Annotated in this window: 16 protein-coding genes; 14 read left to right on the forward strand and 2 right to left on the reverse strand. The window is 39.0% G+C overall.

Annotated elements, in window-relative coordinates; all coding sequences use genetic code 11:
- Window positions 1-17: 17 nt before the first annotated feature.
- The 8 genes from SULBA_RS02710 (at window position 18) to SULBA_RS02745 (ending at window position 8,745) form a co-directional block, all read left to right on the forward strand.
- Window positions 18-1,148 (forward strand): succinyldiaminopimelate transaminase, encoded by a 1,131-nt coding sequence (locus tag SULBA_RS02710; protein ID WP_014768735.1) that lies wholly within the window; start codon window positions 18-20, stop codon window positions 1,146-1,148.
- A complete protein-coding gene (murC, locus tag SULBA_RS02715) occupies window positions 1,145-2,458 on the forward strand; it encodes a UDP-N-acetylmuramate--L-alanine ligase (RefSeq protein WP_014768736.1) in 1,314 nt (437 codons plus the stop codon). Before SULBA_RS02710 ends, murC begins: the two co-directional genes overlap by 4 nt.
- Entirely contained in the window at window positions 2,458-2,799 is a 342-nt protein-coding gene (locus tag SULBA_RS02720) for a hypothetical protein (RefSeq protein ID WP_014768737.1), read from the forward strand. The genes murC and SULBA_RS02720 overlap by 1 nt, the downstream gene beginning before the upstream one ends.
- Before the next feature lie 2 nt (window positions 2,800-2,801).
- Window positions 2,802-5,003: an endonuclease MutS2 gene (locus tag SULBA_RS02725; protein WP_014768738.1), complete on the forward strand. Its 2,202-nt coding sequence runs from the start codon at window positions 2,802-2,804 to the stop codon at window positions 5,001-5,003.
- 74 nt (window positions 5,004-5,077) lie between these two features.
- Window positions 5,078-6,190 (forward strand): succinyl-diaminopimelate desuccinylase, encoded by a 1,113-nt coding sequence (gene dapE, locus SULBA_RS02730; RefSeq protein WP_014768739.1) that lies wholly within the window; start codon window positions 5,078-5,080, stop codon window positions 6,188-6,190.
- Window positions 6,187-6,561 (forward strand): RidA family protein, encoded by a 375-nt coding sequence (locus SULBA_RS02735; RefSeq protein WP_014768740.1) that lies wholly within the window; start codon window positions 6,187-6,189, stop codon window positions 6,559-6,561. The genes dapE and SULBA_RS02735 overlap by 4 nt, the downstream gene beginning before the upstream one ends.
- Window positions 6,562-6,666: 105 nt before the next feature.
- Window positions 6,667-8,007: an FAD-dependent oxidoreductase gene (locus tag SULBA_RS02740; protein WP_014768741.1), complete on the forward strand. Its 1,341-nt coding sequence runs from the start codon at window positions 6,667-6,669 to the stop codon at window positions 8,005-8,007.
- Window positions 8,008-8,055: 48 nt separating this feature from the next.
- A complete protein-coding gene (locus SULBA_RS02745) occupies window positions 8,056-8,745 on the forward strand; it encodes a class I SAM-dependent DNA methyltransferase (protein ID WP_014768742.1) in 690 nt (229 codons plus the stop codon).
- On the opposite strand, the gene SULBA_RS02750 is transcribed toward SULBA_RS02745, so the two are convergent.
- Window positions 8,742-9,230, reverse strand: a complete 489-nt coding sequence (locus SULBA_RS02750) for a hypothetical protein (RefSeq protein ID WP_014768743.1) — start codon at window positions 9,228-9,230, stop codon at window positions 8,742-8,744. The genes SULBA_RS02745 and SULBA_RS02750 overlap by 4 nt on opposite strands.
- A gap of 89 nt (window positions 9,231-9,319) precedes the next feature.
- On the opposite strand from SULBA_RS02750, the gene SULBA_RS02755 reads away from it, so the two are divergent.
- Window positions 9,320-9,769, forward strand: a complete 450-nt coding sequence (locus SULBA_RS02755; protein WP_014768744.1) for a GNAT family N-acetyltransferase — start codon at window positions 9,320-9,322, stop codon at window positions 9,767-9,769.
- 19 nt (window positions 9,770-9,788) lie between these two features.
- Here SULBA_RS02755 and SULBA_RS02760 read toward each other — a convergent pair whose 3' ends face one another.
- Complete coding sequence (locus SULBA_RS02760) at window positions 9,789-10,841, reverse strand: chemotaxis protein CheX (protein WP_014768745.1); 1,053 nt, start codon at window positions 10,839-10,841, stop codon at window positions 9,789-9,791.
- 200 nt (window positions 10,842-11,041) lie between these two features.
- Here SULBA_RS02760 and pyk point away from each other — a divergent pair, with 200 nt between their 5' ends.
- From pyk to proB, 5 genes are all read left to right on the forward strand, one after another.
- Window positions 11,042-12,487: a pyruvate kinase gene (pyk, locus tag SULBA_RS02765; RefSeq protein WP_014768746.1), complete on the forward strand. Its 1,446-nt coding sequence runs from the start codon at window positions 11,042-11,044 to the stop codon at window positions 12,485-12,487.
- 97 nt (window positions 12,488-12,584) lie between these two features.
- Complete coding sequence (rplU, locus tag SULBA_RS02770) at window positions 12,585-12,893, forward strand: 50S ribosomal protein L21 (protein ID WP_014768747.1); 309 nt, start codon at window positions 12,585-12,587, stop codon at window positions 12,891-12,893.
- Between the two features lie 141 nt (window positions 12,894-13,034).
- Complete coding sequence (gene rpmA, locus SULBA_RS02775) at window positions 13,035-13,292, forward strand: 50S ribosomal protein L27 (RefSeq protein ID WP_014768748.1); 258 nt, start codon at window positions 13,035-13,037, stop codon at window positions 13,290-13,292.
- Window positions 13,293-13,421: 129 nt separating this feature from the next.
- On the forward strand, window positions 13,422-14,528 hold the full coding sequence (obgE, locus tag SULBA_RS02780; RefSeq protein ID WP_014768749.1) for a GTPase ObgE: 1,107 nt from the start codon (window positions 13,422-13,424) through the stop codon (window positions 14,526-14,528).
- Window positions 14,509-15,273 (forward strand): glutamate 5-kinase, encoded by a 765-nt coding sequence (gene proB, locus SULBA_RS02785; protein WP_014768750.1) that lies wholly within the window; start codon window positions 14,509-14,511, stop codon window positions 15,271-15,273. Before obgE ends, proB begins: the two co-directional genes overlap by 20 nt.
- Window position 15,274 lies beyond the last annotated feature (1 nt).

Below are 15,274 nucleotides of genomic sequence, written 5' to 3' on the forward strand. Positions count from 1 at the left end.
TGTAAAAAGGAAAACCATTGCATTTTCAACCCTATCCCTTTGAAAAATTAAGTGAATTACTTAAAAATATAACACCAAACAGTGCGTATCCAGCTGTTTCTTTAACCATTGGTGAACCGCAGTTTGATACGCCTGATTTTATACAAGAAGCCTTGAAGCAAAACAGCGCTCTTTTAAATAAATACCCAAAATCCTTAGGCGAAGTGTGTGTCAATGAAGCACAGCGCAGTTTTGTGAAAAAGCGTTTTGGTGTGGAACTAAAAGCCAGTGAGCTTATTTCTACGTTTGGAACCAGAGAAGTGTTGTTTAATTTTCCACAATACTTTTTGTTCGATAAACCCAATCCTGTGATGGCGTACACCAATCCCTTTTATCAGATTTATGAAGGCTCAGCGATTGCGAGTCGTGCAAACGTCATTCATCTTAATCTTACCAAAGAGAATGCCTTTAAGCCTGATATAAATATACCTGAGCTTCAAAATGCGAATTTGATTATCTTAAATTTTCCGAACAATCCAACGACTTCCACCCTCTCTTTAGAAGAGTTAGGCGAATGGGTGCGCTTTGCACTCAAACATGATATTGTGCTTTTAAACGATGAGTGTTACAGTGAAATTTATGCTGAAACAAAGCCTGTATCGCTCCTAGAAGCCTCTTTACATGTAGGAAATCACAGCTTTAAAAATGTATTGGTTGTGAACTCCATCTCTAAACGAAGCTCAGCCCCTAGTTTGCGTTCAGGTTTTATTGCAGGAGATGCAACTATTTTAAAAGGGTATGCGCAGTATCGAACCTATGTGGGTATGGGGATTCCTATGCCGATTCAAATGGCGTCAGCCCTTGCATGGAGCGATATGGAACATGTGGAACACACCCGCAAAGAGTACGCTAAAAACCTCTCTTTAGCGCAGGAGATTTTGGGTGTTTCAAAAGTGGATGCTACCTTTTACATTTGGTTGGAAGTGGGCGATGATATTGCCTTTACATGTAAACTCTATGAAGCGAAAAATATCAAAGTTTTACCAGGGCGATTTGTAGGACGTGAGGGCATGGGTGAGGGATATGTGCGTATTGCGCTGGTGGAAAACAGTGAAAAAACCGAAAAAATTTTAAAAGAGATTGCAGCGTTTATGAAGGAAAATCATTGAAAAGAAGAGTTCATTTTGTAGGTATTGGGGGCATTGGGCTCTCTGCTTTGGCAAAGTATTTAAAGCAAGAGGGTTATGAGATTACAGGCTCGGATATTAAAGCGACTAAAATTACAGCGGGGCTAGAAGAGCTAGGAATTCCTGTGCGTATTCCCCATGATGCGGATTGTATTAATGAGCAAGATTTGGTGGTCTACTCAGCGGTCATTAAACCTGATAATGTGGAGTTGGTACGTGCTCGTGAAAAAGGAATCGCCATTATGCCACGCCGTGAAGCACTTTTGTTTATTTTAAAAGACAGACGGGTTTTTTCCGTCTGTGGAGCGCATGGAAAAAGTACTACCAGTGCGATGCTTGCCTCATTGATTGAGGGCTCTTTGGTCATTGGGGCGGAGAGTAAGCAGTATGGCACCAATATGTACTACAAAGAGGGCAATAATGTCATTTTTGAAGCCGATGAGAGCGATGAGAGTTTTTTAAATTCAAATCCTTATGTGGCGGTTGTGCCTAATGCTGAACCTGAGCATATGGAGTATTATAACTACGATTTGAACCGTTTTTATGGGGCGTATCGCCATTTTTTGCAGAGTGCGAAGATTCGTGTGATTAACGCAGAAGATGAGTTTTTGAGTACATTAACCGAACTAGAAGCGACCAGACTCTATCCTAGCAAGGACATTAAAAACATTCAAACTCTGATGCATGAGGGTGAGCCGTATACCTCTTTTGAACTCAAAGATTTGGGGCGTTTTGAGGTATGGGGCATTGGAGCGCATATGGCGCTGAATGCGTCATTGGCGATTTTGGCTGCCTTGCATGAGATGGATGTAGAGAGTGCGCGCACAAAACTAAAATTTTACAAAGGCATTAAAAAGCGTTTTGATATTATTGCCAAAGAGGAGAATTTTGCGCTGATTGATGATTATGGGCATCATCCAACGGAGATTAAAGCGACCCTCAATTCAGCGAAAATCTATGCTAATTTAATGGGCTTTAAAAAAGTAACGGCGATTTGGCAACCACACAAATACTCACGCACCATTGATAATTTGCAGAGTTTTGTCTCCTGTTTTGAGGGTGTGGATGAGCTGGTGATTTTACCCGTATGGAAAGCAGGTGAAAAAGAGGTATTTATTGATTTTGAAGCAGAGTTTGCACGCTATAAACCACTTTTTGCGCCTCGCATTTACCGAAAAAATGATAGTATAGAGGTATGCCCAAACGAAGCAAATCAGCGTGTGTTTGATGAGGGATTGGTGATTAGTTTTGGTGCGGGCGATATTACCTATCAACTTCGAGGAGTTATCTGATGCAATTTTTACTCTTTATTGGGATAGCTTTATTTCTCAGTGCTCTTTGGTACGCTAACAATGAGGCTCTTTCAAAACGAAATAAACAAATACTGTTGGTTTTGATTGTTTTAACCATTGGCAGTGGTGGTGTGTATGAGTGGCAAAATGATAAAAAAAGTGCCCACAATAGAGAGATGGCAAACGCCTTTAAACAAGGTAAAACTTTGCTTTGTAAAGATAAAGAAATTAGCAATGAAAGCTTTATTTTTGTGAGTGGAACACAGAGTTTTATTCCCAATGAAACCAATACAAATGACAAAGGTGTCGTGATTGACATCGTTACATGTAAACTCAAATAAGCATGGAAAAGCTTTTTTCAAAACTTGATTTGGTTGATTATGCGAGCTCATTCAAGCATTTTTTAGCCCGTGAAAAACCTCTGTTTATGGAAGGTGATGCTAATTTACACTATAAACTGATTCATGAACTTCTTATGCGTGATCGCTTAAAGCCTTTGCCTGAAGTGCCTAATTTAGATGTGGCACTGATGCATTTGAGTAAAATGGGTGTGCTAAGGCTTAGCGAAATTTTTGCCTTTGTGCAGATGATTGCTTACTTCCTCTACCTCAAATCCATTTTGCGTGAGCAGAGTTTGGGCGAGTGGATGGAGCGTATTTTAATTCCCGAAGAGCTTCAACGAATTTGTGACTATTTTGATGACAAAGGTGAGCTTAAGGCGAGTGTGGATGAACAGTTTGCGCATATTGCTAAAAGCTTGAAGATGGTTAAAGAGGAGATGAACTCTACGCTGAGACGTCTCATCTCTACGGAGAAAATCGCCCTGTATTTAGCCGATAAACAGATACATTACATCAACAACCAAGAAGCGCTTTTAGTGCGTGGTGGATTCAATCATGTCTTAAAAGGCAATGTCATTGGGCGCAGTAGCAGTGGCTTTTTTTACGTGGTTCCAGAAGCACTCTCAAAGTTGGTCAGTCGTGAAAGTGAACTTTTAGATAAAAAAGAGGAGTTGGTCTATACCTATGCCAAACAAATCTCTTCGCTTTTTAGCAAGCAGTTAAAATTCTTGAGCTTTGCGAACAAAGAGTTTGACCGTTTTGATGCCTACTATGCCAGAGTCGCTTATGCCAGAGAAAAAGATATGGATTTTGTGCTTCCTTCCAAAGGCAATGCCTTAAAACTGGAAAATTTTGCCCATCCAGCCCTCTTGCATCCAAAGCCTATTAGCATTGACTTTAGTAAACAAGTACTCATGATAACAGGTGTGAATGCGGGTGGAAAGACCATGCTTTTAAAATCCATACTTTCAGCTGCCATTTTAAGTAAATACCTCCTGCCTATGCGCATTGATGCGAAACACTCCACCATTGGTTCGTTTAAAGAGGTTTTTGCCATTTTAGATGACCCTCAAAATGTGAAAAATGACATTTCAACCTTTGCGGGGCGCATGAGCGAATTTAGCAAACTCTTTGGTAAAAAAGCAACGCTTGTGGGCGTGGATGAAATCGAATTAGGAACAGATGCCGATGAAGCGGCCAATCTTTTTAAAGTGATGATTGAAAAACTCATTGATAAAGAGATGAAAATCGTCATTACCACGCACCATAAACGCCTAGCATCCCTTTTGGCGACACACCCTGAGGTAGAGCTTTTAGCCGCCATTTACGATGAAAAAACCGAACGTCCGACGTACAGTTTTTTAAAAGGAACCATAGGGAAAAGTTATGCCTTTGAAACCGCTCTTCGGTATGGGATTCCCCAAACACTCGTGGCAGAGGCTAGGGTGTTGTACGGTGAGGATAAAGAGAAGCTCAACGATTTGATTCAAAAGAACATTGATTTGGAGCTGAAAATGCGCCAAACTTCTGAAGAATTAGAGACAAAATTGCATGAGGTTGAAAAACTTAAACTCTCGTTAAAAGATGAAAAAGAGCGCGTCAAAGATGAGTTTGAACTGGCGTACTCAAAGATGGCAAAAGAGTTTCAAGAAGCCATTGGTGAAGCCAAAAAAGCCATTAAAAGTACCGATACCAAAGAGTCTCATCGTCTTTTAAATAAAGCCAATCAACTCCATCAAGAGACCAAAAAGGTGATTCCAGAGCATAAGCCTGAACCATTGGTCGTGGGTGATAGAATTAAATACGGAAGCTCAAAAGGTGTGATTAAGAGCATTAAAAAAGAAGAGGCGATGATTGAGTGCGATGGTATTAGCCTTCGTGTGCCTCTCTCTAAACTGAAGCGCAGTGGCAATCCGCCAAAAGCCCAACGTGCGGGTGTGAGTATCTCCAAAGAGACCCCCAGCGCTTCGATGATATTAGATTTGCATGGGCTAAGGGCGGATGAGGCGATAGAGCGTCTTGATAAATTTTTAAGCGATGCCTTAATGAGTGGGTTTGATGAGGTGTTGGTCTATCATGGTATTGGGACGGGCAAACTTGCCTATGCGGTGAGAACCTTTTTAAGTAGCTATCCTGCATTGGTTTCGTATGGCGATGCGCCAATTAACATGGGTGGATTTGGTGCCACGCTGATTAAACTTTAAAAAAGCTTGAGAGAAAAAGATAACCTTAAAAAGAGAATGGATTCTAAACAAGACTCCTTTAGAATGGAAAAATGATGATAAAAACAGATGAACTTTTTTTAAAACTTTTACGATGTGTTTCGATTACACCCGAAGAGGGTGGCTCATTTTCGCTGATACGAGAGTATTTGAATGATTTTGAAGCGATTGAAGTGAATGTGGAAGAGACGAAAAATCTTTTTTTATACAAACGTTTTGGGGAAGGGCCACATCTTTGCTTTGCGGGGCATCTTGATGTGGTTCCTCCAGGGCAAGGCTGGCAGAGTGATCCTTTTGAGCCTGTGGTGAAAGAGGGTGTCGTGTATGCCAGAGGAGCGCAAGATATGAAAAGTGGCGTGTGTGCTTTTGTACAAGCGCTTAAACAGACAAAAACCTTTAATGGTACACTCTCAGCCCTTTTAACGAGTGATGAAGAGGGTGATGCGAAGCATGGAACGATAGAGGTGCTTAAGCTTTTAAAAGAGCGTTCATTTTTGCCTGATTATGCCATTGTGGCGGAACCAACATCTGAGAAAGTGTTTGGCGATGCGATAAAAGTAGGACGAAGAGGTTCCATTAATGGAGTGATTGAGATAAGAGGGAAGCAGGGGCATGCGGCTTATCCTGAAAAAGCCATCAACCCTGTGCATCAAATAGCTCCCGTTTTATCAAAACTTGCAGGACATCAACTCGATGCAGGAGATGAATTTTTTGCACCTTCAATGATGGTTATCACCGATATAAGAGGCGGTATGGAAGTGAGCAATGTCACCCCGCAAAATTTAAAAATTATGTTTAATGTACGAAACTCCACCAAAACGACGGCTGAGGCGATTGATGCGTATGTGAAAGAGGTTTTAAACGGGCTTGATTTTACGCTATGTTTGAATCAAACTGCACATCCTTTTGTTACATGTAAAGACGCTTTGATTGTTAAAGCGGTTGAAAAAGCACTCTTACATGTAACGCACCATTCGCCTAAACTTTCCACAGCAGGTGGCACAAGCGATGCACGCTTTTTTGGTGCATTTGGTGTAGCAACGATTGAATGTGGCGTGGTCAATGACACCATTCATGCCCCCAATGAGTGTTGTCCCTTAAGTGAAGTAGAATCTCTTGAAGCCGTTTTTAACCATGTGATAGAAAATTTTACAAAGGAAGAACAATGAATGTTATCTCAACCCCAAATGCGCCCTGCGCCATTGGACCTTATTCTCAAGCGATTGTCGCTAATGGGATGGTTTTTACCTCAGGTCAAATTGCCCTGCGTCCTGATGGAACATTTTTAGAAGGCGATGTTATTGCTCAGACGACGCAAGTATTAGAAAATTTGAGCGCCGTGTTAACAGAGGCAAAGAGCGGTTTAAGTCGTGTGGTGAAAACAACTATTTTTTTAGCCAATATGGACGATTTCGCAAGTGTTAATGCCGTCTATGGAACTTTTTTTGGTGAGCATAAACCTGCACGCAGTACGGTGGCAGTAAAAACTTTGCCTAAGAACGCTTTGGTCGAGATTGAAGCGATTGCTTTACACGCTTAAAGTGTATGAACTAGCATATGAATGTTAAATGAGTTTAAAGTTTTTGTTGGATGTTTTAGAATAAAATGTGTTACCCTAAAATCTTAGAGTAGGAAGTTTTTTATCATGACAAAAAATCATTATGATGTCTTAGTTATTGGCGGCGGTATCTCAGGCGCAGCTCTGTTTTATGAGCTTGCAAAATATACAGATATTAAGCGTATTGCGCTTGTAGAGAAGTATGAGCGTTTAGCAAAACTTAATTCTGCTGGAACTTCCAATTCCCAAACCATTCACTGCGGTGACATAGAGACCAATTACACCTTAGAGAAAGCATCTAAAGTGAAAGAAACGGCGGGTATGGTTTCGAAGTATTGTTTGCAATACGGGTATCAAGATAAATTTTTGTTTCCACATCAAAAAATGGCCATTGGAGTAGGTGATACAGAAGTAGAGTATATGCTTAAGCGTTATGAGGATTTTAAAGGGCTTTATCCTTATTTAGAAGTCTTTGATAAAGAAAAACTTTCTAAGATTGAGCCAAAACTTGTCTTTGACCAGTATGGTAAAGAGCGTCCTGAAAATATTGTGGGTGTGGGTGTTGAGGGCGGACAGTACAGCACCGTTGATTTTGGGCAAATGACAGAAAGTTTGGTAGAACAAGCACAAAAAATTGAGGATAAAGTTGCCGATGTTTTTCTAAATTCTCAAGTGACAAGTATTACTAAACTGGGCGATATGCATGTGGTTATGACGAAAGATAAAACATTTACCGCTGATTTTGTGGTGGTCAATGCAGGGGCACACTCACTCTATCTTGCCCATGAAATGGGTTATGGAATGGATTTGGCGTGTTTACCCGTGGCTGGAAGCTTTTATATGACAAAGCAAAAGCTACTGAATGGTAAAGTCTATATGGTTCAACATCCAAAACTTCCTTTTGCAGCCTTGCATGGCGATCCTGATATTTTAGCAGAAGGATGTACCCGTTTTGGACCAACGGCTTTGGTGCTTCCAAAATTAGAGCGCTATACAGGGGGTACGTATCTTGATTTTTGGCAAACGCTTCAGTTTGATACCAAAGTGGCTAAAGTCTTTTATGATTTGATGAAAGATAGCGATATTCGCAACTATATTTTTAGAAACTTTTTCTTTGAAGTGCCAAAGTATGGAAAAGAACTCTTTGTTAAAGATGCACGTAAAATCGTTCCTTCTTTACAAGTAGAAGACATTGAATATGCGCATCACTTTGGAGGGGTTAGACCTCAAGTGATTAATAAAACGGAGAAAAAATTGATGTTAGGAGAAGCCAGCATCAATCCAGGTACGGGTATTGTTTTTAATATGACACCAAGTCCAGGGGCAACCAGTTGTTTAGGCAATGCACGTCGTGATGTACGTATTTTATGTGAATACCTCGGAAAAACCTTTAACGAAGAATTGTTCAAACAAGAACTCGTTGATTAAAACTCCTAAGAAGGCGTGCTTGCACGCCTCTTTTTTTAAAGAAGTCTTATGATAAATCCTCTTGATCTCTACGCAAAAATTGAATCACTGATTGGCTTTGATGCTCAGTATGAAATGCTTTACCAAAACTATTTAGAGATTTTAAATGCGTTACATGTAAAGCGTGTTTTAGATGTGGGGTGTGGCAATGGAAGGTTTTTAAAGCACCTCAAAGATAATGGATTTGAGGCATTAGGCATTGACAGAAGTACTAAAATGGTGGAGCGAGCGCTTGCGTTAGGGGTGCGTGCTTCAACTAAGGAGCTTTGTGAATGTGAAGCGGAGAGTTTTGAGTGTGTGGTCGCCATTGCGGATGTTCTCAATTATATTGCACCTTTAGAGATAAACGCTTTTTTAGATGATGTGGCGTTGGTTTTACCCAAAGGAGGTTATTTTATTTGTGATGTTAATACGCTTTATGGCTTTGAAGGGGTTGCTGAGGGTGTTATGTACCACGACAATGGTACACAGTTTTTGTGCGTTGATGCAACATTTGCTAACAAAGAGCTCTTAACAAAAATTGTGCTTTTTGAAAAAGAGCATGAACTATACCGAAAGGAAGAGGGAAGTATTACTCAGTATTTTCACCCACTCTCTTTTTTTAAAAAACTCATATCCTTTAAACTGGTTTCAACCAGACCCATCATTCTTTTTGGGGATGAGCCTGATAAAACCCTTTTAATTTTTCAAAAGCGTTAAGCCAAATCTTTTAAAAAAGTGGTGAGTGTTGAGGTTTGTTGTTTGAGCTCGTCTTCGGCTTGCATCTTCTCTTGCAACTGTTTACGGTACGCATCAAGCATATCCTCTAAAAGTGCTAGCGCATTGGCTCGCTCTTCTCCCACCAGTGGTGGCTGTGTATTTTCTCCAAGACCTAACTTATCCATAAGCTCTGCTTTTTTCTCTTCAATCATCTTTTCAATTTTCTCAAAATTGTAATCTTGATAAAATTGAAGAGCACCTTTGGTTCTAAGTGCCTCTTTGAATGCTTCGATTGCTTCATCTTGCGAAGAAGATGCTAGCTCTTCAATAGGGGTGTCATTTGAAGAACTTTTTTGCTTAATGGTGATTTCGCTCTCTAAAATAGAGGAAAAGGCACTTCCTACCTCTTTATTTTTAGTGGCAATCGTATTAAGCGTTTCTTGCAAAAACGTGTTAACCCGTATTTTACTCTCATCAACAGTCATACGTACCTCCTTGTGATGAATAAATATAACAAGCAAAAAAGGTTCCTATGTTACAATATAGGCTCTTTACATGTAAAAGGAAAAGAAATATGTGGTTTGTTGAACAAGCTAAGCTCTCTGAATTAGAAGATTTATCAGCCTTACTTGCAATTCTTTTTTCTCAAGAAAGCGAGTTTACACCCAATCTTGAGCTTCAATGCAAAGGGCTAGAGATGATTTTAGAAGAGCCTTCGATGGGAACTATTTTTGTGTTGAAATCTGAGGCGAAAATAGTAGGAATGGTAACATTATTGTGGAGTATCAGTACAGCACTGGGTGGAAAAGTCGCATGGTTGGAAGATATGATTGTAAAACCAGCCTATCAACATAAAGGAGGAGGAAGTCTCCTTTTATCCGCTGCTATCACCCATGCAAAAGCTTCACATTGCAAACGCATTACTTTGCTTACCGATACAGACAATATTAACGCACAAACGTTTTATAAGCGGTTGGGTTTTACACACTCTTCAATGTCTGCAATGCGTTTTCTAATGGTGTAACCTCTTTACATGTAAAGCATTATTTGGTGATAAACATGTAAAAAGGTTTTTCATCCAATTGCATATCAATCCAAACACCATTCGAACCTAAGGTATCAGAAAGTGCTACTTGTAGTGAGAGATAGGTTTTAGGAAGTTCAAAAAGAACTTTAAGATTCTTGTTGGAGAAGATAACTTTCGCTGCTCCTGTAATGATATTACAAAATTCCGCCACACCATCAACAATACCCGCCGTATCATCAGACGAAACAGCCTCTCCTAACATTGCTTCAAGTGCAATAAGCGCAAGCTCTTTTGGAAATATGAGAAAGAATATACCGCTAATATCTCCTTTAAATTTCATCGCTGCAATAATGGTTTGAGGTGGAATTTTTTCATTAAAAGGTCTGATTTCATGCTTGATTTTTTGAGCTTCCAGTCCTGTCATCGTGACCAGTGAGTTTACAGCCGTATCAATAAAAACAGGTAAATTGATAATTAATTGTTTTGAGAGCCCTAAACTTGCTGTTTGAGATGTATTCTCCTTCGCATGGTTAATCACCGTGTGGGTAATGGTCATATCGTATTTTTTAGCCGATGCTTTGATACGAAACTCTTCTGCATCATTGGCTTGTACGATAGAATAACCTAGTTTTGAGAGTTCACGGGTGATTTTATTTGCATTCTCTTTATCTTCATCATAAATTAAAACATCTAACTCTTTTTTTACGGTACTAGGATTGAAAAACAAAAGTGCAATGTGTATGTTTTGGAAGAGCTTAAGAGAGGTTGTTGTACTTAAGTGTTTGAGATAAGCAAAAACATCTTTTTTGTAGTCCCCAATGGCAATAGGAATGTCTATTTTATGGCTTACTTTTTCGAGTTGTTTGACAAGATTTCCCAAATGCGGATCTTCTTTGACCAGAGGAGAATAAGGCGCATTTTTGAGAGAAATAAAAATCCCTTTAATACCTCGTTCTTTAAAAGAGGCATACTGCCCTACAATGGTATTGCATAAAACAGTGTTACGATTTTCTAAAATCGTTTCATTGTAATGAAAAATTAAAATGGAATGCTGAATGGTATTTGTCATGCTTGTGCTTCAAATATCTTATTTGTTAGGATAATAAGTTATGATGATAACACAGAAAGCTTTTAAATTTATTGAAAGAAAGATTTGGATGCATAAAACTTCATCATTGTTTCAAGCATGAATAATAAAGCCTTATGATATAATTTCGTTACCATAGAATGATAATATTGAATGTAGTAATTTAAAAGAAGGATAAAAATATGGACAAAAAGACAAAGATTTTAGCAACCGTTGGTCCTGCAAGTGATAGCGTAGAAATTTTAGAGGGCTTAATTAAGGCAGGAGTAAATGTATTTCGTCTCAATTTTAGCCACGGAAGCCATGAATACCATGCAAGTACTTTAGCAAAAATTAGAGAAGCCGAAGCAAAAGTGGGCAAAAAAGTGGGGGTATTGCAAGATATTTGTGGTCCTAAGATTCGTGTGGGAAAATTAGAAGAAGATTTTATGCTCGTAGCAGGAGATAAACTCCACTTTAGTAAAGAGGAAATTGTTGGAAAAAAAGTCAAAGAGGGGGAGTATGAACTTTGCATCAATCAACCTCAAATCCTAGCGATGCTTAAAGAGGGTGAGTATATTTATCTTTACGATGGAAATATTCGTGCACGGGTGATAGAAGCAGGTAAGAAAATTGTCACAGAAGTGGAAAACAGCGGTAAACTTTCCTCAAATAAAGGGGTAAATTTCCCTAACACGGTGATTAACATTGAAGTAATTACACCTAAAGATGAAGCAGATCTTTTATGGGGTGCGCAAAATGGGGTTGATTTTGTGGCTGTTTCGTTTGTACAAAATGCCAATGACATTTTACATGTAAGAAATATTTTAAAAGAGCATAAATCCCGTGCGCATATTTTTGCCAAAATTGAAAAGTTTGATGCTGTTGAGAAAATTGATGAAATTTTAGAAGTGAGTGATGGAATTATGGTGGCTCGTGGAGATTTAGGAATTGAAGTTCCTTACTATAAAGTGCCAAGCATCCAAAAGAAAATTATTGCTAAAGCCAATGCTGCTTCAAAACCTGTTATTACGGCAACTCAAATGTTGCTTTCCATGGCAGAAAAAGAGATGGCAACACGGGCTGAAATTAGCGATGTTGCGAACGCAGTACTTGATGGAACGGATGCGGTGATGCTCTCCGAAGAGAGTGCCATTGGGGTCAATCCTATTCACGTTGTTGAAGTTATGGCCGCAACGATTAGGGAGACAGAAAGCATCTATCCGTATGGAAAATTTGAGGTTTATCCTTTCTTAGATGAAACCGATATTATCTCTTCTTCCACAGCGAGGTTAGCAGATCGTTTGGGTGTTGAAGCGATGATTTCACTCACAAGTTCAGGAAAATCCGCTAAAAAATTGGCACGGTATCGCATTCGTGCTGATATTTATGCGGTTACACATGATGAGAGAATCGCACGATCTCTAACCATTGCATGGGGCATTAAACCTATTATGAACATCGATACAAGCAATTTAAATGTGATGATTGGACAAACCCTTCAAAGAGGCATTGAAAAGGGTTTGATTGATAAAGAAAAAACCTATATTGTCACTGCAGGGCATCCATCAGGGGTTGAGGGAAGCACTAATTTTATTCGTATTTTGAAAAAAGACCAAATTGAATATTATACGGATATGGTTCTTTAAAAAAGAGGGAGAGATTTTATATCTTTAATAGTTCCTTAAAGAAATTTTAGATACAATCCAAACCTTAAATAAAATCTCTCCCAAGAAGGACATACGCATGTATGCAATTATTAAAAATGGCGGGAAGCAATATAAAGTTCAAGAAGGCGACTATTTAAATGTCGATAAACTTGACGCTCAGCCAAAAGAGAAAATAGTAGTGACGGAAGTTTTAGCTGTGAATAACGGCGAACTTAAAGTGGGTGCCCCATTCGTCAATGGTGCTACAGTAGAACTTGAAGTTGTTACTGAAGGCAAAGACAAAAAAGTTATTACTTTCAAAAAACGTAGACGTAAAGACTCAAAAGTTAAACGTGGTTTTAGACGACAATATACTCGAGTAAAAGTTGTAAGCATTAAAGCTTAACCTACCTAATAGAATTCTGCCAACGGCTGTTGGCTCGCTTTAGTGCCCTATAGAGGCTAACGTAGCTTGAAAAGCTTGCTTTTTAAGCGTGTAGTGGAGTTTTTAAACTCTCATTTAAGATACAAAAATCAGGAGTAACCAATGGCTCACAAGAAAGGTCAAGGAAGTACCCAGAATAATAGAGACTCAGCTGGACGTAGACTGGGTGTTAAAAAATTCGGTGGTGAATTTGTACGCGCAGGCAATATTATTATTCGCCAACGTGGAACAAAAGTACATGTAGGAAGTAACGTAGGTATTGGTGTAGATCACACTATCTTCGCATTAGTTGATGGTTTTGTACAATTCCAACGTAAAGATAAAACACGAAACAAAGTTTCTGTTATCCCCGCAAACTAATTCATAATGGAAGGAGGAGTTTACTCCTTCTTCTTTTCTCCTCTTAAACTAATTCAATACTTTCAATGATTATGCTTTTACATGTAATGATTCAAGGTATTACTCTATACACAAAAAAAAGGTTTTACAATGTTTATTGATAATGTACTACTCACTTTAAGCTCTGGAAAAGGTGGTCCTGGTTGCGTTTCTTTCCGTAGAGAAAAACATGTGATTCAAGGTGGTCCTGATGGTGGGGATGGTGGAAAGGGTGGAAATATTTATTTTCAAGTCGATAAAAATACCCATACGCTATCTCATTTCCGAAATAACCAACACCTCAAGGCCAAAAATGGTGAGCAAGGTATGGGACGTAAAATGTATGGTAAATCGGGCGAGCATTTAGTGATTATTGTTCCACCTGGCACACAAGTGATTGATGCACAGACCAATGAGGTGTTGCTTGACCTTGTAGAAGAGGGTGATAAAAAACTCTTTTTAGAAGGAGGCATTGGAGGGCTTGGTAACACACACTTTAAAAGTTCAACCAATCAACGCCCCGAATTTGCACAACCAGGTCGACCAGGTCTTAGTAAAACTATTCGCTTGGAATTAAAATTAATTGCTGATGTGGGACTTGTTGGATTTCCAAATGTAGGTAAATCAACACTAATTTCTGTGGTCTCCAATGCAGAGCCTGAAATTGCAAATTATGAGTTTACAACACTTACACCTAAATTAGGGGTCGTTGTCACGGAGGATTATCGTTCGTATGTGATGGCCGATATCCCAGGAATCATTGAAGGTGCAAGCGATGGAAAAGGGTTGGGTATTGAATTTTTACGCCATATTGAGCGTACTAAATTTTTACTTTTTATGATAGATTTAGCAAACTACCGTAGTCTTGAAGAACAGTATGAGACATTAAAAAAAGAGTTGCAAAAATTTTCTACTTCATTATCACAGCGAGATTATGCTATTGCACTTACCCGTTGTGATACGCTTACTCCTGAAGAGATTAATGAAAAAGTAGATTTCTTTTTAAATCTTTTAGGTTTAAAGCGTAATGATTTGGCACAAAAATATAAAGCCAGAGAGGATTTGCATTCGTATTGTCAAGATGTGTATGAAAGAGATGGCAACTTACCCTTCTTTGTTATGCCACTTTCCTCTGTATCAAAGATCAATGTGGATCCTATTAAATATGCATTATCTGATGTTATTCGAAAGGTTCGGGATGAAGAGAGTCGTTGTTAAAGTTGGTACACACGTTTTAAGTGAACAAAACCGTTTATGTAAAGAGCGCATTTTAAATTTAGTTGAATTTTTAGTAGCCCTCATGGAAAAGTACGAAGTCATTTTGGTCTCTTCGGGTGCTGTGGCTGCTGGGTATTCCATTTTGAAGTTGGACAAAAAGTTACTCCACAACCGTCAAGCGATTGCTGCTGTGGGACAACCCCAACTGATGGCAACTTACAATAAAAAACTTGAACGATTTGGTAAAAGTGGAGCGCAATTACTTCTTACAGCCGATGATTTTGACTCACGTAAACGCTGTTATCATGCTAAATGTACAATTGATACTTTGTTGGAAAATGGCATCTTACCGATTATTAATGAAAACGATGCCACGGCAACGGAAGAGCTTGTTTTTGGGGATAATGACCAACTCTCTTCTCGGGTCGCGTACTATTTTGGTGCAGATTTATTGATTTTACTCTCCGATATTGATGGCTACTACGATAAAGACCCCCATAAATATGAGGATGCAAAAATGCGAAAAATTGTCCATGAAATTGAACCCTCAGAACTTGAAATGGAAAAATCAGCTCATTTTGCTTTTGCAACGGGTGGCATTGTGACCAAACTCAAAGCAGCGCAATTTTTGTTGGAGCACCAAAAATCAATGTTTATTGCCAGTGGATTTGATTTGAGCGATGTGAAAAGTTATATGCTAGAAGGTGTTCATAACGGTGGAACCCTTTTTACATGTAAGGATTAAA

The organism is Sulfurospirillum barnesii SES-3 (genome assembly GCF_000265295.1).
Classification (GTDB): Bacteria; Campylobacterota; Campylobacteria; order Campylobacterales; family Sulfurospirillaceae; genus Sulfurospirillum; species Sulfurospirillum barnesii.